This window comes from Stenotrophomonas sp. STEN018, assembly GCF_056760235.1.
The window spans coordinates 38,791-58,616 of the sequence record NZ_JBRREK010000028.1 but is presented as its reverse complement, the minus strand read 5'-3'; the positions used below and the strand labels follow the sequence as shown (position 1 = coordinate 58,616).

Here is a 19,826-nt window from a genome sequence, read left to right as displayed (position 1 = left end):
GGCCATCTTCGCCTTACTCGGACACCGCCACGTAGCGGTCGCCATCGTCTTCTTCTTCCGGGTCGTCCAGCACCACGGTGCACGGCAGCGCCTGCAGCTTCTGCTGCCAGGCCTCGGAAATGTAGTGGTGGCTCAGGTCGATGCGCTGCAGGTTGCCGAGATTAGGGCTCTCGCACAGCGCCTGCGCGCCGACATCGCCGATGGTGCCCAGCGACAGATCCAGCGTCTGCAGCGTGCCCAGCCACGGCTCACCGGCCAGCCACACGGCCAACTCGTCGCTGATCAAGGAATTGCGCAGGCCCAGATACTGCAGGCGCTCCGGCCCGATCGCCGACAACAGGTGCTGGTAGACCGCTACATCGCCATCAAAGCCATAGCCGTCATCGCCAAGCCAGAGCTCAAGATGGCGCAGCGCCGGCAGCGTGGAGTTGGCGATGGCAATGACGATCTCGTTCGGCAGGCCGCCGCTCTCGATCGCCAGTTCCTGCAACGCTGCATGCGCGAAGGGCTGTAGTTCAAGTTCGGAGGTGCCCCGGATACGCAGCGATTCCAGGCCCGGGAAGGCCTCCAGCAGCGGGTTGTAGGAGATCTGGTTGATCCACGACATCTCGCAGTCTTCGAAGGTCATGTCGCCCACGAACAGCGCCTTCAGGTTACCCAGCTCGGCACGGCGCGCAATCAGTCCATCGATCAGGCCCTGCGGGCCATCACTGGAAGCCTCATCCCATGCACCGATGACCAGCACTTCAATCGACTTCGGATCAACCCGCTCGAAGAAGTTGGCCAGCAGTTCTTCCTGGCTCTCGTCGCTGTCGTATTCCTGCATCAAGCGGTAAGCGACATCGCCAGCTACGGCCGAGCCACCCATCTTGAAGTCGACGACTTTCTTGCCACGATAAACCTGCGTGTATTCGCCAATGGTCACGGTACGTCCTTGCCGGAATGGTGCCGTAGCATAACCGAGAGATTGGTGATGCTGGCAGCAAGGCATCACGTTTGCGATAGCGCAGGCTGCGTTAGTCGTTCCGCAATCATCCTGTGGTAGCGCAACAAACAAGCGCAAAGAAAAGCAGTAAGGCTAAAAGAGCGAAGCAAGCTCGAGCCCCCTCCCTTGCGCAACGCGCAGGGGAGGGTTGGGGAGGGTTGGGGAGGGGTGCACTTCGCAGTGAACCAGCACCCCAATCATCCCCAGCTTCGCGGCTCACGCCGCTCCCACAAAAGCGCGGAGACGTTCACCCGCCCTTTGGAGCTGTTCACCGGATACGGGCGCTACAACAGCAATCGCCTGAGAGAAGCTTGCACACGACGGCACACGGGCCGCTGCCACCACCCAGCCCCTGAATGCGCCATCCATTCAAGCATCCCGTTGTAGCTCACAAATTCCAGGCAGAGACCGACCTCATGCACCTCAAGCGCCTTCAACACCCAGCACGCAGTCAACCGCACGCAAGGATCAAGCCCAGCCTCGCCTTGATGCTCCTGGTCGCGTTCAGCACCAGCAGCCAAGCCTCGCCCCAAGCCGCCAAACAAAACCTCCCGCCTTTTGCACAGGTCATCGAGCGCGAAGTCCCTGCCATCATGCAGGAGGCCAAGATCCAAGGCATGGCGGTCGGCCTGATCGTCGACGGCAAGCTGGCGTATGCACGGGGCTTTGGCTATGCCGATCACGCTGGCAAGGTGGCAGTGACGCCCGATACCGTATTCGTCGCGGCCTCCCTGTCAAAACCCATCGCCAGTTGGGTAACGATGCGTCTGGCCGATCAGGGGCGTATCCAGCTTGATCAACCTGTGGCAGATCTAGTGTCGCCATGGCCGCTGGCGCAAGCGTCATACGACTACCGCAAGATCACGCCGCGTCATCTGCTTTCCAACAGCGCCGGCACCAGTCTTGGCGGCTACCAGGGCTGGCTTGATTTCAAGGAGCTGCCAACACTCGAACAATCGCTGGCCGGGCAGACCAACGGGCGCGGTGCGGTCGAGCTGATCGCTCCGGCCGGTAGCAGGTTTCAATACTCCGGCGGTGGCTACACCTTGTTGCAGTTGGCCATCGAGCGCACCACCGGGCGCAGATACCAGGATCTGGCGCGTGAACTGGTATTCAAACCGCTGAAAATGACGCATACCAGCGTTGCGATGAGCCCGGCGGCAATCGCAGGTGGGGCGGAAGGACATGGTGATGATGGCAGCCCGCTGCCCATGCGCTACTACGTCGAGCAGGCGCCTTCGGGCTTGAGTACCACCGTCAGTGACTTCTCGCGTTGGATGATCGCAGGCATGCAGGGTAGTCGAGGCGCACATCCACTGGGTCAAGCACAGCTTTCACAGCTCTACACGCCAGCGGAGCTGAGCACGCCACGTACGCCGACCGAGGGGGTGTATGGGTTGGGCCATTTCATCGAGCGCCTTGCCGATGGCAGTGTTGCCGTCGGTCATGACGGGCGTAACCAGGCTGGCTTCCGCTCCAACTTCCTGATGCGCCCCGCAACGGGTGATGGCATCGTATTTTTCAGCAACTCGCGTAGCGGCTCGGCGCTGGACCGCATCGTCTGCCTATGGCGCGCCGATGTGGCAAAGGCGGACCCTGCCAGCGTGTGCCAGAAGTAAGCAGTTCAGCCGTGCTGGCGCTGCGAACCAGCGCCAGCCATGGGCTCAACCCCGGGAACTACAGCGAACTACAAACCGCCGCATAGTTCCCTTGGCTGATATTGAGATATTTCACGCCGTTGTAGTACTTGTAGCCAACACCCATGACCCGATGCCCACTCTCCGTCGGGAACACTACGAATTCATACTCATCGCCGAACAGCGGATCAGCCGGTGTGAAGCTCAGGTTGACCTTGTCGCCAAGATCATCGTGCTTCCTGCGCCAAGTGACCTTTCCTTGCAGGGCTTCACCCAGCAGCTTCACCTCCGCCCGCTGTGTCTTGAGATTCCAGGAAATCAACTCCGGGCCAGTCGAATCTCCCTCGACCTTGCAGATCGTTGTCTGGGCGAAAGCGGGCGTGGCAACCGCGAACAGCAAGAGGGTTGCCAAGTTGTATGGTTTGATTCGCATTGGTGAGTCCAGTGGTTCGGGCCAGAGCTGGTAAGCAACTCCGCGCCGCGCTGTAGCAGATGCATGTAGATGAGCGCCGTGGTTCAAGATCATGGTACCGGTTCGACCAGCCGGCTCACGCGCTCCAGGTCGAAAGTGGGGGCAATTTGCGCAGATAACGCGGCAATAGCGTCGCGGCAACAAAGAGTTGGCGGTCAGTCCAGCAGATAGCCATCTGTAGAAACCACCGCCTCCAGGTCAATCTGTGCAAACTCCGGGGTTGTGAACAAGGACCGGCGACAGTGTCTGTTGTGGATCGAGGACGTACGCGGGTATCGCGTCGGGTTCCGTGTAGGACCCTGATTCCGCTATCGGAAGCAATTATTGGATGGGTATGCCTTGGCGCCGTCACTCTGACGTTCCTCGACATCGCATAAGCGATCTCGTATTGCAGAAATCAATTGAGTCCCCTGTGCTTGTCCTGGCCGCTGGCCGCCGCGAACTATCGAGCTGTTGTCTTCGTATCCATTAGGTGCTGCTCTCTCAATAGCAAGAACAGCGGCAATGCGAGCGATGGGCCAACCACCAGGCTGGACAACGGCAACCACAGGCGCCGCATCCCCAGTCTGCGGCCCTCAACGCATATGAGTGTGATGGTCGCTAGTCCGGAGACAAGTACATCTGCCCAGGCGAAGGCTGCAATGTTGCTGGAGGTCGCCTGCTGCAGCAGGAGCGGTATATTGAGGCCGTTTTCGGATAGCCACGGGACAAACTGAGCCAGGGGCAAGGCTGTGCCGATGATGCAGAGAAGTAGGTAAAAAAACCGCATATTGCTCTCCGGGCGCGTTCAGATGGTTGTCTTCAAGGGGGATTATCGCTTGGCTCAAGGACGCCGGGTAGCCGCTGAGTACGGGGAATGGTCGTTCCATGGCCGGAATTGTTTCCGGGGGGCAGAATCCGTGGCCCCACGCTCTTACCAACGAACACCTCGCCCAATTTCCCCCGGCGGCTTGGAAGCGCCAAGGCCCTACCAAACCCAATCCCTTTCAGCGCATAGTGAAGTCCCTGCCGGCGAGCCTGCCTGTGAGTACATCCGCTTCGTCGACGCCATTTCTTTCCCGGCCCCGGAGTCTTTTCTGGCCGTTGCAGATCGGTGGTTGGTTCGCCTACTTCGTGCTGCATTTCCTCACGGCAATGGGCGACGGAAAGTCGCTGGACTATGTGTTCGCGTCGCTGCTGGTGGCTTTGTGCGGGTTCGCCATCACCTGCGTGCTGCGGCTGGGCTATCGCCGGTTGTGGGGCAAGCCGCCGCTGGTGATGCTGGGTCTGGCGGCGCTGATGCTGGTCGTGGCAGCCGTGATCCATATGAAGTTGAGCGTCACCATCACCTTCCGCTACTGCGACAACTGCACGATCCGTAACCTGTTGGGTTACATGTGGTACTTCGGAACGTCGCTGTATCTGCTGCTGGCTTGGAGCGGCCTGTATTTCGGCATCACCTTGGCCCAGCAGCTGCAGCGGCAGAAGGAAGTGGCATTGCGCACGGCCAATGCGGCGCATGCCGCGCAGTTGCGGATGCTGCGTTATCAGCTCAATCCGCACTTTCTGTTCAACACGCTCAATGCAATCGCCACGCTGGTGTTGGATGATCGCCGCGACACAGCCTATCGCATGATCTGTGACCTTTCGTCCTTCCTCCGCCATTCGCTGGAGTCGGATCCGGAGCAGGCGGTGGCGCTGGCGCAGGAGGTGGAGGTGCTGAACCTGTACCTGGATATCGAGCGCCTGCGCTTCGGCGAGCGGCTTTCCTTCGTGGTGGATATCGAGCCTGATGCGGGCGACGCGCTGGTGCCCAGCCTGATCCTGCAGCCCTTGGTGGAGAACGCCATCAAATATGCGATTGCAGCCAATGAAGAAGGCGGGCACATCGTGCTGGTCGCGCGGCGCAAGAACGACATGCTGGAGCTGCACCTGCGCGACGACGGGCCGGGTATCGCTGCTGCGCCACCGGCGGCGGGCACCGGTGTGGGCTTGGCGAACACGCGCGAGCGCCTGCGTGTCATCTACGGTGACCGCTACCAGCTGAGCCTGAGCAATTGCGAGCCACGTGGTGTTGATGTACGGCTGTGCCTGCCGTTCTCGATTGAGGCGGTGTCCTGAGATGGCCGCCATTCGCACCCTGATCGTGGATGACGAGCCGCTGGCCCGGCGGGGGATTCAGCTGCACCTGCAGCGCCATGCGGACGTGGAGATTGTTGGCGAGGCCGGCAATGGCCGGCAGGCGCTGCAGGCCATTGCCGAGCTGCGCCCGCAGCTGATGTTCCTCGACGTGCAGATGCCGGGAATGGACGGCTTTGGCGTGCTGCGTGCCTTGCCGGCCACGCAGGTACCGCTGACCGTGTTCGTGACCGCCTACGACCAGTACGCGGTGGCTGCGTTCGCGGCCAGTGCCTTGGATTACCTGCTCAAACCAATCGACGACCGGCGCCTGGACGAGGCGATGCAGCGTGCGCGCTCACGCTTGGCGGTACGCAAGGCCGAGGATCACTACGAGCGCCTGCTCAAACTGGTGGCGACGCTGCCGGATGTCACCCGCGCCCAGCTCGATTCCTTGCTGCTCGATGGGGACGCAAGCGCTGGCGGTAAGTTGAGCATCCGCGATGGTCAGCGCGTGCTGCGTATCGAACTGGATACGATCCGCTGGATCGACGCGGCGGGCGACTATATGTGCCTGCACACCGACGATGAAACGCATGTCCTGCGCAGCACCATGCAGGAGCTGGAGCGGCGGCTGGACCCGCGGCGGTTTGTGCGGGTGCATCGCTCCAGCATCGTCAACCTGGAGCGGGTCAAGGCTCTGCGACCGCATCACAATGGCGAGTGTTTCCTGGCGCTGGACTCGGGCCATGAGCTCAAACTGTCGCGAAGCTACCGCGACAAGGTGCGGGTGATTGGCGGGCGGTTGGTGGCCGCCGTTTAACGCTTCGGCGCAAACCGCCAACGGTTCGTCGCGGACCAACAGACAAGCTGCGTACTGGCAGCGTTCAATGCAGTGGTACCCACCCTGCACCTGTCTGGAGCCGCGATGTCCGCACTTGCCTTGTTTCTTGGCGCCGCCGTTGTAGCGGCGCCCTTGCCCGCGCCCGACGCGGCCACACTGGCCTCGATCGAGGCGACCTGCTTCGATTATGTGGACGGTCAGCTGCAGGGCGACACCGAACGGGTGGCACGGGCGCTGCACCCGGACCTGGCCAAGCGCATGGTCATAGGCGACACGCCCTACGAGCGGCTCGGCCTGCGCCGCATGAGCAAGGAAGAGCTGGTTGGCCTCACCCGGCAGGGCGCGTTGAAGACGCCGGAGCCGCAATGGAGCCGCAGTTGCAAGGTGCTGGACGTGACCGGCAACGCCGCCTCGGTGCGCTTGGAGACGCCGTGGTTCGTCGACTACTTCCACATGGGCAAGTTCGGCGAGCGCTGGATCATCGTCAACGCGCTCTGGTACAGCAAACCCAAGTGAACAGGGTGGCGGTAAACACACGGCACTCAACAGGACGGCATATGCGACATATCGAAGCGATGATGATGGGCCTGCTGATCGCAGGCTGCGGGATGACAGGGCAAACGATCGCAGCGTCTGCGGTGCAGGCTACGGATGCGGCTGGCACAGGTAGTCGCGCAGGGAAGGCGCCGCGCAGCTTGCCGGTGGCGCGGGCTGGTAGTGTGCTGTTGATCGGCGAGGGTTGGCTGTCCAGCTCGCAGAACGACTACAACCTCAGTATCGATGCGAGCGGGCAGCGCATGGTCTTCGCCCGCTCGGCGGCGAACTTCAAGGAGGCCCGCATCTGGACTGCGCGGCGCGAAGGCCAGGGTTGGAGCGAGCCACAGCAGGTGTCGTTCTCTGATCCGCGCTACAAGGACTCGGACCCTTGGCTGACGCCGGATGGCCGCATGCTCTACTTCGTCTCCAATCGGCCGGTGAGCGGTGATGCGCCCAACGGCAGTCTTGATATCTGGCGCGTAGCGGTCGGTGCCAAGGACTTTGGCGCGCCGGAGCATCTGGCGACGCTGGCATCGCAGGCAGATGAGCTCGGCCCGGAGCTGCATGGTGGCTGGCTGTACTTCAACAGCTCAGGCAAGGATGGCCCGGCGCAATTGTCGATCTATCGGGCGCCGGTGGAGGGTGTTGGTTTTGGTGCGCCGCAGGCGTTGCCGACTCCGTTCAATGACGGGCGGTTGCAGGGAGACTTTACGCTGTCGCCTGATGGGCGGATGGCGATGTTCTGGCGGCAGCCGCGCGACTCGAAGGCATTGGATCTGTATGCGAGTTGCCGGACTTCGGTGGGTTGGTCAGAGGCGGTGCGGCTACCGGAGCCGATCAACAGCGCGAAGATGAGCTTCACGCCAGCTTTCAGTACGGATGGGAACAGCCTGTATTTCTCAAGTTTGCGCGGAGGTGAGGGTGATGCAGCGGGTTCAACGGAGTTGTTGAACGGGCAATCCAATCTTTACGTCGCGCCGATTGCGCTGGTTCGGGAGGCGCTTCCAGCTGAGTGTGATGGGTGAGAAGCCGCAGGCAGGCGCATGCCTGTGGGCTCTTTGTAGGAGCGGCGTAAGCCGCGAAGCAGATACATCATCAGTCGCGCGTTGGCGACCTGGCGGGCTTGGTGGGTGGGCTGGTGGTGAGGCTTTGCTGCCTTCGATCTGCCCTCACCCCAACCCCTCTCCCGCTGGCGGGAGAGGGGCTTTGTCATGCGGTCTTTGATTATCCGGTGACCTGACAGGTTGCTGGGTTCTTGTGGCCTACAGGCAACGTCGGCTCCAACGTCAACCGCTGCACATCCGAAAACAGCTGCTCTACTGGCATGCCGTAGGGCGCGAACAAACGCAGCCGTCCTTCGCGGTCGAAGACATAACCACCTGCGGTATGGCTCATCGAGTATGCACCCGGGTGCTTGCCTTCTTCACGGTCATAGAACGCCTTGAACGATGCAGCCATCGCTGCCAGCTGCTGATCGTCACCAACCAGCGCTGTCGCGGTCGGGTCAAACGCTTTCACATAAGTCTCGGCAACAGCGGGGGTGTCGCGGGCCGGGTCCACGGTGACGAAGATCACCTGCAGTTTGTCGGCGTCCGAGCCCATCAGGTGCTTTACGCGGTTCAACTCCACCATGGTGGTGGGGCAGACGTCCGGGCAGCTGGTGAAGCCGAAGAACAGGTAGGTGACTTTGCCGTTGAGGTCGGCCGGGCTGCGGCTTACGCCTGTGCTGTCGGGCATGCTCCATTGCTGGCCGAGTGCTTCGCAAGCGATGTCCTTGCCGTAAAAATCCACTTTGGGTTTTGCGGCGCAGGCGACCAGCAGCAGGGTGGCGGCGCTTATCGCGATGGTGGACAGCTGCAGTTTGCGGGCCAGTGCGGCGAGGCCGCTGGCGGGGGTGTTGGTGCGGGGCATGGCTATTGTCGGTGAAGGACGGACAGCCGAACTACATGCGACGGGCCGGCAGTGTGTGCCGGCCCGTTGCGTGCGTCAGTTGACCATCATGTGGAAGTGCATGCTCCAGATGATCCAGATGGAGAGCGCTACCACGATGAAAAGAATGACCAGGGTGAAAACAAAACTGGCCAGGTTCCAGCCGCCCTCCGAGGAGCGGTTCATGTGCAGGAAGTACACCAGCTGCACGATGATCTGCACGACGGCAAAGCCGACCAGCAAGGCCATCGTGAGTGGTCGGGACAGCGTCGGGTTCATCACCAACATGAAGGGGATGACGGTGAGCACGGCGCAGATCACGAAGCCGATCAGGTAGGACTTGGTGGAGCCATGTCCGCTGCCGGCGCGGGAGGTGTCGTTGTCGGACATCTTCAGAACACTCCAATCAGATAGACAAAGGTGAAGACGCAGATCCAGACCAGGTCCAGGAAGTGCCAGAACAGGCTCAGGCAGGAGATGCGCGTGACGTTGGTCGGGGTGAGGCCGCGACGCTTCACCTGGTGCATCACCACCGCCATCCAGATCAGGCCGCTGGCCACGTGCAGGCCGTGCGTGCCAACCAGCGCGAAGAACGCGGACAGGTAGGCGCTGGTGGTGGGGCCGGCGCCAATGTGGATGAGGTGGTTGAACTCATACACTTCCATGCCGATGAAGCCGACACCGAGTGCGAAGGTCACGCCCAGCCAGGTCAGCACCGCGCGCTTGTCCTGGCGGTGCATCGCCAGCACGGCCTGGCCGTAGGTGATGCTGGACACCAGCAGCAGGAAGGTCTCCACCAGCACGAACGGCAGCGAGAACAGCTCCGCACCGGTCGGGCCGCCTGCATACGCGTTGCTGAGCACCGCATAGGAGGCGAACAGCGAGCCGAACAGCACCAGGTCGGACATGAGGTAGACCCACATGCCGAAGACCTTCATGCCGCCCTGGTCGTGGCCATGGTCGTCATGGCCGTGCTCGGCCGCCTGTGCGTTGTCTACGGCGACGTTGGACATGATGTTCATGCAATCACCCTGTGCTGCTTGAGCTTGTTCTGGTGTTGGTTCTCGATGGCGGCCACTTCCTCGGCGCTGACGTAGTAATCCACGTCCTCGTCGTAGGAGCGCACGATCAAGGTGACGATCATTGCCACGAAGCTCGCACCGGCCAGCCACCAGATGTGCCAGATCAAGGCAAAGCACAGCGCCAGGATCCAGATGTTGAGGATCAGCGGCACGCCGGTGTTACGCGGCATGTGGATCGGCGCGTAGTGCTTGGGCGGCTTGGGCAGGCCTTCCTTCTTTGCCTCGTGGAAGGCGTCCAGCGTGTCGGCCTTGGGCACCACGGCGAAGTTGTAGAACGGCGGCGGCGAGGGCGTCTGCCATTCCAGCGTGCGCGCATTCCACGGGTCGCCGGTGATGTCCTGGTTCTGCTTGCGGTCGCGGACGCTGACGTAGATCTGCACCAGCATCAGCACGATGCCTGCGAGTACGAACAGCGCGCCGACGAAGGCGGCAATCAGGTAGGGCGTCCACGCCGGGTTGTCGTACTGGTTCATGCGCCGGGTCATGCCCATGAAGCCGAGCATGTACAGCGGCATGAAGGCCAGGTAGAAGCCGATGATCCAGCAGGCGAACGACCATTTGCCCAGGCGCTCGTTGAGGGTGAAGCCGAACACCTTCGGGAACCAGTAGACGAAGCCGGCCAGGTAGCCGAACAGCGCGCCACCGATGATGGTGTTGTGGAAGTGGGCCACCAGGAACAGGCTGTTGTGCAGCAGGAAGTCCGCGCCCGGGATGGCCAGCAGCACGCCGGTCATGCCGCCGATGGTGAAGGTGACCAGGAAGGCGATGGTCCACAACATCGGCACGCTGAACTCGACGCGGCCACCGTACATGGTGAACAACCAGGTGAAGATTTTCACGCCGGTCGGGATCGCGATGATCATCGTCATGATGCCGAAGAAGGCATTGACGCTGGCACCGGAGCCCATGGTGAAGAAGTGGTGCAGCCACACCACGAACGACAGGATGCCGATCGCCAGCGTTGCACCCACCATCGACTTGTAGCCGAACAGTTTCTTGCGCGAGAACGTGGCGGTGATTTCGGAGAAGATACCGAACGCCGGCAGTACCAGGATGTACACCTCCGGGTGGCCCCAGGCCCACACCAGGTTGACGTACATCATCGGGTTGCCACCAAGATCATTGGTGTAGAAGTTGAAGTCCAGGTAGCGGTCCAGGGTGAGCGCGCCGAGGGCGACGGTCAGGATCGGGAACGCGGCAATGATGATCGCGCTGGTGACCAGCACGGTCCAGGTGAACACCGGCATCTTCATCAAGGTCATGCCCGGCGCACGCATGCGCAGGATGGTGATGAACAGATTGACGCCGGTCAGCAATGTGCCGACACCGGAGGCCTGCAACGCCCAGATGTAGTAATCAACACCTACCCCTGGACTGAACTCGATGCCGGACAACGGCGGATACGCCACCCAGCCGGTCATCGCGAACTCGCCAAGGCCCAGCGAGATCATCATCAGCGCAGCGCCGACCACGAAGATCCAGAAGCTGAAGGCATTGAGGAAGGGGAAGGCCATGTCGCGCGCGCCGATCTGCAGCGGCACCACGATGTTCATCAGGCCCACCACGAACGGTGTGGCCACGAAGAAGATCATGATCACGCCATGCGCGGTGAAGATCTGGTCGTAGTGCTCGGGCGGCAGGAAGCCATCGCTACCCGGGCCGGCTGCAGCCAGCTGCGCGCGCATCATCAGCGCATCGGCAAAGCCGCGCACCAACATCACCAGCGCCACCACGATGTACATGATGCCGATCTTCTTGTGGTCAACCGTGGTGAGCCAGTCGCGCCACAGCACGCCCCACAGCTTGAAATAGGTCACCGCACCGAGCAGCGCAACGCCGCCCAGCACCATGCCCAACAATGTCACCACGACGATCGGGTCGTGCAACGGCACGGCGTCCCACGTCAACTTACCGAACATGCTCATTACTCCTGGGAGGCCTTGGGTTCTGCGTTGTGGCCCGACGTGGCCGCGGTGTTCTCACCCACGCCGATGAACTGGTCGATGACCTTCTTGAACAGCAGCGGCTCGACGCTGGCGAAGTGGCGCACCGGCTCTTTGCGCGTTGGTGCAGCCAGCCGCTTGAATTCGTCGAAGCTCAGCTGGTCTGGCGATTGCCGTACTTGGGCAACCCAGTCTTCGAACTGTTGGTGGCTCATCGCGGTGGCGACGAACTTCATGTTGGAGAAGCCATGGCCGCTGTAGTTGCCCGACATGCCGTCGAACTTGCCCGGCTCGTTGGCCACCAGATGCAGCTGCGTGCGCATGCCGGCCATCGCATAGATCTGCCCACCCAGCTGCGGGATGAAGAAGGTATTCATCGTCGAGTTGGAGGTGATGTCGAAGGCCAGCTGCTGCCCGGCCGGGAAGTTGAGCTGGTTGATCGTGGCGATGCCCAGGTCCGGGTAGACGAATACCCACTTCCAGTCGGTGGCGATCACTTCCACATGCAGCGGCTCGCCGGGGATATCCAGCGGCTTGTACGGGTCGAGTTCGTGGGTGGATTTCCACACGATCACCGCCAGCACGGCGACGATGATCAAGGGCACGCCCCAGACCACGATTTCCACCTTGGTCGAATGCGCCCAATCGGGCATGTACTTGGCCTTGGTATTGCCGGAGCGGTAGCGCCAGGCAAACACGAAGGTCAGCACGATGGCCGGTATCACCACGATCAGCATCAAGGCGATGCAGATGATGATCAGGTCGCGCTGGGCAATGCCCACGTCGCCCTTGGAGTCCAGTAGTACCCAGTTGCAGCCAGACAGGCCCACGCATGCCAAAGCGGCCAGCGCTGGGCGGATGCGTTTCCAGCAGATATTCATTGAAGGTCGACCCTGTTGAAGGAGCTCTTGAGCGGGGACCGCCGATGCCCGGCGCATGGGCCGGGAGCGGCTACACTGTCCGTACGGCGGTGCCTACAAAAGGATTGCCGATCCAGTCAAGTCCATACAAGATACATCATTGTATGGGTTGGTGCACGTACAACGCAGGGAAGGTTCACCCGATGCAGCAGCCAGCCGCAGGCCGACGCCTGAAAAAGCCCAACCGGACCTGGGTCCGTCCCTTCGCCGAGGGCAGCGGTCCGCTCTACCTGCAGATTGCCCAGCAGGTACGCGATGCCGTGGACGATGGCGTGCTGCAACCCGGCGACCGCCTGCCGCCGCAACGCGACCTGGCCCAGCTGATGGGCGTGGACCTGACCACGGTCACCCGCGCCTACGCCGAGCTGCGCCAGTCCGATCTGCTCGATGCACAGGGCGCCGGCGGCACCTTCATTGCCATGTCGGCCGGCAACAGCGCCACCTCGGTGGACCTGAGCATGAACATCCCGCCGCTGCTGGGCAGCAGCCCGTTCGCGCAGAGCATGGAGCGCGGCTTCCAGCAGCTCAGCCAGCAGCTGGGGCAGGGCGAGTTGATGAGTTACCACGTCGGCGCCGGCTCCCGCGATGACCGCGCCGCCGCCGTGCAGTGGCTGGCGCCGATCCTGGGCAACGTCTCCGCCGAGCGGGTGGTGATCTGCCCCGGCGCGCAGGCCGCGCTATGCGCCATCGTGCTGGCCAAGACCCAGCCGGGTGACCTGATCGCCGCCGAACAGCTGACCTATCCGGGCCTGCTGGCCGCCGCACGCGTGCTGCAACGGGGCATCGTCTCCATCGCCATGGACGCCGAAGGCATGCTGCCGGAGGCGCTCGAAGCGGCCTGCCAGCAGCGCAAGATCAGCCTGATCTACCTGATCCCGACCATCCAGAACCCGACCACCGCGACCATGTCGCAGGCCCGGCGCGGCGCCATCCTGGCGATTGCCCGCCGCCATGGCGTGGCGGTGGTCGAGGACGACCCGTACTGGCTGCTGGCCGCAGACGCTGCGCCGCCGCTGGCGGTGGATAGCCACCCTGACGCGCCGGTTTACTACGTTTCCACCCTGTCCAAATGCCTGGCGCCGGGCCTGCGCACCGCCTATCTGGTGGTGCCACCGGGCGAGCCGATGGAGCCGCTGCTGGATGCGCTGCGCTCGATCGCGCTGATGCCGACCCAATCCATGGTGGCAGTGGCCTCGCACTGGATCCGCAGCGGCCAGGCCGATGAGATGGTGCGCCGCTTCCAGCAGGAGCTGCGCCAGCGCCAGCAGATCGCCGCGCGCATCCTGCCTGCGCCGTATCAGGCCCATCCGTCCGGCCTGCATGTGTGGCTGCCGCTGCCGCCAAGGCTGGACCAGTACCGGCTGATCCAGGCCGCGCAGGCACAGGGCCTGGGCATCGCCAGCTCGGAGTCTTTCAGTATCGAGGAGCAGGCCGGCAATGCCATCCGTCTGTCCCTGGGCGGGGCGGTGGATCAGCACAGTTTGGCGGCAGCTTTGACCAAGCTGACCGAGGTCATCTCGGCCGCGCCTGAGACGCGGACCCAGGCCATCGTTTAACTGGCCTCCGGTCATATCCATACAAAAATGATACATTGCATATCTTGTATGGATATGCGGGTAGCTGCTGTGCGTCGGGACAAGCTGAAGTTTCATCTGGTCATGCTGGGCTGCGCCGGCTTCGTGGTGCTGGCGCTGGCGTCGCTGGTCTATGTCTGCTCGCGGCCGCAGACCGCCGATGTGCAGGCCAGTGAGCGCGCGGCCATCGACCAGTGCCTGCAACGCAGCCGCGCACCGGAGCGCACCGAGATCTACCGCCGCGCCCAAGCCGATTCCTGCGCCGAGATGCTGGAACAGTACGAGCACAAGTTCGGCGCGGACGCCGCCTCGTGAGCCCGCCCAGCGGCGCATCGCCGCGCAGGCGCGGGATGCGGCTGTGGATAGCTGCTGGCTGTGTGTTGATGGCTGGTATTGCGATAGCGCTGTGGCAGTACTTCGGCCTCAGTGAGCAGGCCAGCTTTGCCGAGCAGGCCATCGTCTTCGACGACACCCAACTCAAGCTGCCACCGGAACTGGCCGGTGCCAATGGCCGCATCCGCGTCGTGCATTTCTGGGACCCGGCCTGCAAGGTCTGCAACCGCGAAACCGGCGCGCATCTGAGCTATCTGATCAGCATGTACCGTCGCGCCAACATCGATTTCTATGCGGTGCGCCGCCCGGGCACCACAGGCGAGTTGCCCGAGTATCTGCGTGGTCGTTTGAAAGAACTGCCGACGATTGAAGGTGCCGAACATATTCCGGCCAGCCCTGCTGTTGCGATCTGGGATCGGCAGGGGCACTTGGCCTACGCTGGCCCCTACAGCATCGGCATGGTCTGCAATTCGGCCAATAGTTTTGTAGAGCCCATTCTCGACAAGCTGGTCGATGGACAAACGGTGCGGCCGCGTGGATTGCTGGCGGTAGGCTGTTACTGCCCTTGGCAGAGCAAGCTTTGATCCATTGCTGATGAACCTGCATGCATGCCAGCGTGCGTGGACGTTTTGTCCGCGCACAGAAAACAGCGGGCACCCGCTCCAACCGACCGATGGTTGTGAGCAGGCACCCGCCGCTGATGTAAACAATACGTGGCTACATCGTCCATACATGGTGCGACAGGATGTCGCAGTTTTTGCCGGTAAACATGGGGTTTGGCGATGACTTGGATGGACAGCGCGCTACTCAGCAACGGCCCGATCTACCTGCGCATCGTCAACAGCATCGAGCGCAGCATGAACACCGGCGAGCTGGTGCCTGGGCATCGCCTGCCATCGCAGCGCGCATTGGCCAAGCAACTCGGCATCGACCTGACCACGGTGACGCGCGCCTTCGATGAAGCACGTCGACGCGGCCTGATCGAAGCACGTGGACCACAAGGCAGTTTCATCGCACCGCCTAAAGCGGCCTTCGGCCAACCGGTGGATCTGAGCATGAATGTGCCGCCGGTACCGGATGCATTGGCCTTGAACGATGCCTTGCGCCGTGGCGCTGCTGCGGTGCTTGCGCGCAGCAATGCGCCCAACCTGATGACGTATCACCTTGCTGGGGGCAGCCCGACTGACCGGCATGCGGCGATCAGCTGGTTGCAGCCGATGCTGGGCGATGTTGCCGATGCGGGTTTGGTGGTCGCAGAAGGTGCGCAGTCAGCGCTGGCATCGATCCTGATCAGCCAGACCCAGGAAGGTGAGGTGATTCTTTGTGATCACCTTGTGTATCCCGGACTGCTACAGGTCGCCAAGTCGCTGGGGCGGCGCCTGCTGCCGGTGGATGGCGATGCAGATGGAATGTGTCCGGATGCGCTTGAGCGTGCTTCACGGCAGAGCGGCGCACGCTTGGTTTACCTCAACCCAACCTGCAATAACCCGACTGCGTTGACGATTCAACCGCAACGTCGGGTTGGGTTGGCGCGTGTGCTGCAACGGCTGGAGTTGTTGGCTATCGAAGATGATCCGTATTGGCATCATGCTACGGAAAAGCCAACGCCGATTGCCGTGTTGGCACCGGCACATGTGTACTACGTATCGACCTTGTCGAAGGCGATCAGCCCCGGTCTAAGGACTGCTTTCGTGCATTGTCCTTCGGAGCGGCATGCTGAAGCGCTGGCGACTGCATTGCGCTCGATCTGTTTGATGGGCCATCCACTGGTGATGGCGCTGGTCAGCCAGTTGCTGTTGGATGGTTCGGCAAACGCATTGTTGAATCAGGTGTTGGATGAAGCACGCGAACGCACCGCGCTCGCGGTACACCTGCTGGTGCCTGCATTGAACGTTCAGGCGGCAGGTTTGCATGCCTGGTGCAGCGTACCCGAACCCTGGACCGATGCAGGTTTTGTGCGCGCCGCCCAACTGCAGGGCCTGGCAATCTCACCGTCATCTGCATTCAGACCGGATGGCGCACAACGCAGCCGCGGTTTCCGCCTGTCACTGGGGCAGGCCAATAACCGGCGCCAGCTGCAAAGTGCCTTACGCCGCATCAACCAACTAGTCGATGCCCCAGATTCAACCAAGGATTTTGCAGGAGCGGCATAAACCCGTAGTGCCGAGCCATGCTCGGCAGAGGCGTTACAAGCAATGCCGCAACTGTAGTGCCGAGCCATGCTCGGCAGGGGCGTTACAAGCAATGCCGCAACTGTAGTGCCGAGCCATGCTCGGCAGAGGCGCTACAAGCAATCTTGTAGGAGCGGCATAAGCCGCGAAGCCGGCGGTGCGTCAGCCGCAGTGCAATCGCGAACGGCACCCCTCCCCAACCCTCCCCTTGCCTGCGGCAAAGGGAGGGGGAACAGCCTGCATCGCCAGCCATTTGCAGCAGCGGCGTGAGCCCGTAGTGCCGAGCCATGCTCGGCAGAGGCGTTACAAGCAATGTTGCAACTGTAGTGCCGAGCCATGCTCGGCAGAGGAGTTACAAGCAGCTTCGCAGCAGCGGCGTGAGCCGCGAAGCAAAAGAGCCTACAGCCACGGGTAGTCGTGCAACGCTACGGCTCAGTTGTTGCCGGCTTCGCGGCTGATGCCGCTCCCACAAGAGCGGCATCGCATGTTTCCTCAGCCCTGCTTGAACAACTTGCGCTTGCCGGTCAGTACCTTTTCCGAGGGCGTGAGCTTGGCCACGCCGGGGATAAGGAAGTCGGTCGGGGTCTGCCCGAAGCGGATCTTGGAGGCCAGCCAGAGCGGCATCTTGCCGCGGCCGGTCCAGGTGTTCCAGCGGTTCTCGGGGTCGCGGTACTTGGGTTTGACCTTCGGCCCCTTGCGGCGGCCGGCCTTGCCCTTCGGCGCGGCGGCGTCTGCGCCGGGACCGAACAGTTCTTCGATCGTATAGCCGGTCTGCTTGGCCAATGCGGTGAGCTTGCGCCTGACCCTTTCCGCAGGTTGACGTTGGGTGAGCGCTTTGTGCCTGTCCTGTGCGGCGCGGATGAGAGTGTTGAGCTCTCTTAGATCAAGGGGGGTTAGGTCGATACTCATCGCGTAAGCGTCAGTTCTTGGCTCTGGGGTGTCAAGCAGTCGCTGTGGGTTATTGACGTTGGCAGCGCGGTAGTTGAGGTCTGGATTGCCGCCAAAGAGGTGGCGACTGGTTGCTTTGCCAAGTGTTGCCCGGGTAAGCGTGGCACCCCCGGGACCGGTGGCGGGCAGTCTGAAACATCGCCAGTTGCCCGTTCCCCGAGTGTGCTGCATCTACCTGGGCCGCTGGTGACGGTGCGCTAGAAACCCGATGGCAGAGCTCTGGCATCGGGTTTCGGGTGACTCGGGCTCTCAATTGGACAGCGCGGTGGTCGGGATGCGGGCTTGGCGACGATCAGCGATGATTGCGCGAAAGCACCATCGAGTATGCAAATCGGCCCGGCGGATGCAGGCTGGTCGCGACCAGCAGCAGACGGCCGTTGGCATCGCGATAACGACGCTGTACGCGCATCGCCGGCTCGCTCTTCTTGATGTCCAGCAGCTTGGCATCGCTGGCTTCAAACGAGGCCGCGTCGAACACCTGTTCCACCCGCGACAGCTTGGTCGGGTCAAGGAACTTGGCCAGCGCACGCGCAGCGCCGGCTACTTCCAGCAGCTTGTCGGTCGGCACGCCGGTGCGTACCGGGATCAGCATCTCGGTGACGGCGATCGGCTCGCGGGTCTGTTCTTCCAGGCGCAGGCAGTGCAGGCGCAGGTATTCCTTGCCTTCATGGATGTCCAGGCGCTGCGCCATCGCAGCGTCCGCCAGCTTGCGCTCGGCCTCCAGCACTTTCAGGCGGGTGCTGTTGCCGTACTGCATCAGCAGGTCGACGGTGTCGATCTCGTGCTCGTAACGCATCGCCGAGTTCTGTGCGATCACCCGCGTGCCAGCACCGGGCCGGCGCTGCACCAGGCCGGCGCTGATCAGCTGTGCCAGCGCCGCGCGCGCTGTGTGGCGACTGACGCTGAAGCGTTCGCACAGCTCCAGTTCGGTGGGTAGCAAGGTACCAACGGCGTACTCGCCCTTCTCGATTGCCGCCTGCAGTAGATCGCCCAATTCGGCATAACGGGGCTTGCTGCGTCGCGTACCAGTCATATGTACAGATCCTTGTTCAAAGTCTGAGCGAGAGTTCCTGCCAGCTGCGCTGCAGGGGTTCACGGTGTTCGGGTGCGGCGATGGCGATCAGGGCCTGGGCCCGTGCATGGACGTCGAGATGGCGTAGATCAGCTACGCCATGTTCGCTGACGATGCAGTCGGCATCTACGCGGGCAAGGCTTACGGGACCGGCGGCTAGCATCGGCACGATCCTGCTTTCGCCCTTGGGGGTACTGGCAGGGAGTGCAATGATGCCGCGACCAGCGGTCGATTGGCGAGCGCCTTGCAGGAAATCAGGCAGGCCACCCACGCCACTCAGTTGGCGTCCAGACAGGAACTCACCGTTCACCTGGCCCAGCAGATCCACCGATAACGCGCTGTTGATGGCAGTCAGGCGCGGGATACCGCCCAGTACGTTGTGGTCGTGGGTGTGACCAACCTCGCGGAAGGTGATACTGCGCGGGGCGATGTCGTACAGCGCCTGTGTACCCAGCGCGACGCCTGCCACTACGGCATCCGGAGCCGCCGACAGTGCGCCAGATTCAAGCAGGCCAAGTAGACCATCGGACACCATGCCGCTGTGGATGCGCAGGTTGCGCCGTTCGCGCACCGCGCGCAGTACGGCCGATTGCAGGCGGCCCAGGCCGAGTTGCAGGGTCGCACCGTCCTCTACCAAGGTGGCGACCTGCGCGGCCACTGCATCCATGGCGGCATCGGCTGGCGGATCGGGGATGTCCAGCAAGGGTGCATCCTGCTCGATGGCCGCAGTGATCCGCGACAAGGGGATCGACGGCCCGCGCGTGCGCGGCATGCGCGGGTTGATATGCGCCAGGATGCGAGTTGCACGCGGCCAGACTGCTGGAGTGAAGTCACAGGCAATACCAAGCGAGCAGTTGCCGTCCTCGTCCGGCGATGCCACCTGCACCAGCACGGTGTCGAAGGCCATGCTCTCGCGCAGCCAGCGCCAGGTGGCGGTATAGGTCATCGGCATGTAATCAACGCGGCCATCCAGCCACGAGCTGCGCAGATCGCCGCTCAGGAAGATCGTTCTCTGGCGTGCCTGCGGGTGCAGCCCGGCAAAGTCGAAGGTATTGACCGTGGGGATGTGCACGCCGGTGAAGCGAAGCCCGCCACAGCGCTCGGCGCTGCTGCGCAGCCAGTGTTCGAACAGCAGTGAATGGCCGGCACAGCCGGGCGCGAAGACTTCGGGTCCTTGCGCGAGGTAGTCGAAGAAAGTGTCGGCATCCAGAATTCGGGGCATGGGGCTGATTGCGGCGTTCGGGATACGGATCATATGATATGTCCGGACAAAGTCGGTTAT

The 19,826-nt window shown here is 62.5% G+C and carries 20 protein-coding genes; 9 read left to right on the top strand and 11 right to left on the bottom strand.

Annotated features, from left to right (window positions below; all coding sequences use genetic code 11):
- Window positions 1–13: 13 nt before the first annotated feature.
- On the bottom strand, window positions 14–925 hold the full coding sequence (locus ACVOMB_RS12230; protein WP_481531430.1) for an STM4015 family protein: 912 nt from the start codon (window positions 923–925) through the stop codon (window positions 14–16).
- Window positions 926–1,473: 548 nt separating this feature from the next.
- Here ACVOMB_RS12230 and ACVOMB_RS12225 point away from each other — a divergent pair.
- Window positions 1,474–2,604 carry a serine hydrolase domain-containing protein gene (locus tag ACVOMB_RS12225; protein WP_481531429.1) on the top strand — a complete coding sequence of 377 codons (1,131 nt, stop codon included), beginning with the start codon at window positions 1,474–1,476 and terminating at the stop codon, window positions 2,602–2,604.
- 58 nt (window positions 2,605–2,662) lie between these two features.
- On the opposite strand, the gene ACVOMB_RS12220 is transcribed toward ACVOMB_RS12225, so the two are convergent.
- Both ACVOMB_RS12220 and ACVOMB_RS12215 read right to left on the bottom strand, forming a co-directional pair.
- Window positions 2,663–3,055, bottom strand: a complete 393-nt coding sequence (locus ACVOMB_RS12220; protein ID WP_481531428.1) for a hypothetical protein — start codon at window positions 3,053–3,055, stop codon at window positions 2,663–2,665.
- A 481-nt stretch (window positions 3,056–3,536) separates the two neighbouring features.
- Window positions 3,537–3,863 carry a DUF2834 domain-containing protein gene (locus ACVOMB_RS12215; protein ID WP_481531427.1) on the bottom strand — a complete coding sequence of 109 codons (327 nt, stop codon included), beginning with the start codon at window positions 3,861–3,863 and terminating at the stop codon, window positions 3,537–3,539.
- 254 nt (window positions 3,864–4,117) lie between these two features.
- On the opposite strand from ACVOMB_RS12215, the gene ACVOMB_RS12210 reads away from it, so the two are divergent.
- The 4 genes from ACVOMB_RS12210 to ACVOMB_RS12195 all read left to right on the top strand — a co-directional run bounded on the left by ACVOMB_RS12210 (window position 4,118) and on the right by ACVOMB_RS12195 (window position 7,597).
- A complete protein-coding gene (locus tag ACVOMB_RS12210) occupies window positions 4,118–5,194 on the top strand; it encodes a sensor histidine kinase (RefSeq protein WP_481531426.1) in 1,077 nt (358 codons plus the stop codon).
- 1 nt (window position 5,195) lies between these two features.
- Window positions 5,196–6,014 (top strand): LytR/AlgR family response regulator transcription factor, encoded by an 819-nt coding sequence (locus tag ACVOMB_RS12205; protein WP_481531425.1) that lies wholly within the window; start codon window positions 5,196–5,198, stop codon window positions 6,012–6,014.
- 105 nt (window positions 6,015–6,119) lie between these two features.
- The gene (locus tag ACVOMB_RS12200) at window positions 6,120–6,551 is read left to right on the top strand and encodes a nuclear transport factor 2 family protein (protein ID WP_481531424.1); all 432 of its coding nucleotides are present in this window, start codon (window positions 6,120–6,122) and stop codon (window positions 6,549–6,551) included.
- A 41-nt stretch (window positions 6,552–6,592) separates the two neighbouring features.
- The gene (locus ACVOMB_RS12195; protein ID WP_481531423.1) at window positions 6,593–7,597 is read left to right on the top strand and encodes a hypothetical protein; all 1,005 of its coding nucleotides are present in this window, start codon (window positions 6,593–6,595) and stop codon (window positions 7,595–7,597) included.
- 199 nt (window positions 7,598–7,796) lie between these two features.
- Here the strand turns inward: ACVOMB_RS12195 and ACVOMB_RS12190 are convergent, their stop codons facing one another.
- The 5 genes from ACVOMB_RS12190 to cyoA all read right to left on the bottom strand — a co-directional run bounded on the left by ACVOMB_RS12190 (window position 7,797) and on the right by cyoA (window position 12,407).
- Window positions 7,797–8,483, bottom strand: a complete 687-nt coding sequence (locus tag ACVOMB_RS12190; protein WP_481531422.1) for an SCO family protein — start codon at window positions 8,481–8,483, stop codon at window positions 7,797–7,799.
- A gap of 75 nt (window positions 8,484–8,558) precedes the next feature.
- Window positions 8,559–8,891, bottom strand: coding sequence for a cytochrome o ubiquinol oxidase subunit IV (gene cyoD / locus ACVOMB_RS12185; RefSeq protein ID WP_057627619.1), 333 nt, complete (start codon window positions 8,889–8,891; stop codon window positions 8,559–8,561).
- A gap of 2 nt (window positions 8,892–8,893) precedes the next feature.
- Window positions 8,894–9,523: a cytochrome o ubiquinol oxidase subunit III gene (gene cyoC / locus ACVOMB_RS12180; protein WP_481531421.1), complete on the bottom strand. Its 630-nt coding sequence runs from the start codon at window positions 9,521–9,523 to the stop codon at window positions 8,894–8,896.
- Window positions 9,520–11,502 (bottom strand): cytochrome o ubiquinol oxidase subunit I, encoded by a 1,983-nt coding sequence (cyoB, locus tag ACVOMB_RS12175; protein WP_481531420.1) that lies wholly within the window; start codon window positions 11,500–11,502, stop codon window positions 9,520–9,522. The genes cyoC and cyoB overlap by 4 nt, the downstream gene beginning before the upstream one ends.
- Before the next feature lie 5 nt (window positions 11,503–11,507).
- Window positions 11,508–12,407, bottom strand: coding sequence for a ubiquinol oxidase subunit II (cyoA, locus tag ACVOMB_RS12170; RefSeq protein ID WP_481531419.1), 900 nt, complete (start codon window positions 12,405–12,407; stop codon window positions 11,508–11,510).
- 182 nt (window positions 12,408–12,589) lie between these two features.
- Here cyoA and ACVOMB_RS12165 point away from each other — a divergent pair, with 182 nt between their 5' ends.
- From ACVOMB_RS12165 to ACVOMB_RS12150, 4 genes are all read left to right on the top strand, one after another.
- The gene (locus ACVOMB_RS12165) at window positions 12,590–14,002 is read left to right on the top strand and encodes an aminotransferase-like domain-containing protein (RefSeq protein ID WP_481531418.1); all 1,413 of its coding nucleotides are present in this window, start codon (window positions 12,590–12,592) and stop codon (window positions 14,000–14,002) included.
- 48 nt (window positions 14,003–14,050) lie between these two features.
- Window positions 14,051–14,335 (top strand): hypothetical protein, encoded by a 285-nt coding sequence (locus ACVOMB_RS12160; protein ID WP_481512393.1) that lies wholly within the window; start codon window positions 14,051–14,053, stop codon window positions 14,333–14,335.
- 35 nt (window positions 14,336–14,370) lie between these two features.
- A complete protein-coding gene (locus ACVOMB_RS12155) occupies window positions 14,371–14,937 on the top strand; it encodes a DUF6436 domain-containing protein (protein ID WP_481531417.1) in 567 nt (188 codons plus the stop codon).
- A 198-nt stretch (window positions 14,938–15,135) separates the two neighbouring features.
- Window positions 15,136–16,506: an aminotransferase-like domain-containing protein gene (locus ACVOMB_RS12150; RefSeq protein WP_481531416.1), complete on the top strand. Its 1,371-nt coding sequence runs from the start codon at window positions 15,136–15,138 to the stop codon at window positions 16,504–16,506.
- A gap of 510 nt (window positions 16,507–17,016) precedes the next feature.
- Here ACVOMB_RS12150 and ACVOMB_RS12145 read toward each other — a convergent pair.
- The 3 genes from ACVOMB_RS12145 to ACVOMB_RS12135 all read right to left on the bottom strand — a co-directional run bounded on the left by ACVOMB_RS12145 (window position 17,017) and on the right by ACVOMB_RS12135 (window position 19,766).
- Complete coding sequence (locus ACVOMB_RS12145; protein ID WP_481531415.1) at window positions 17,017–17,433, bottom strand: H-NS histone family protein; 417 nt, start codon at window positions 17,431–17,433, stop codon at window positions 17,017–17,019.
- 331 nt (window positions 17,434–17,764) lie between these two features.
- Complete coding sequence (locus ACVOMB_RS12140; RefSeq protein ID WP_481531414.1) at window positions 17,765–18,505, bottom strand: GntR family transcriptional regulator; 741 nt, start codon at window positions 18,503–18,505, stop codon at window positions 17,765–17,767.
- Window positions 18,506–18,521: 16 nt separating this feature from the next.
- Entirely contained in the window at window positions 18,522–19,766 is a 1,245-nt protein-coding gene (locus ACVOMB_RS12135; protein WP_481531413.1) for an acetyl-CoA hydrolase/transferase family protein, read from the bottom strand.
- Window positions 19,767–19,826 lie beyond the last annotated feature (60 nt).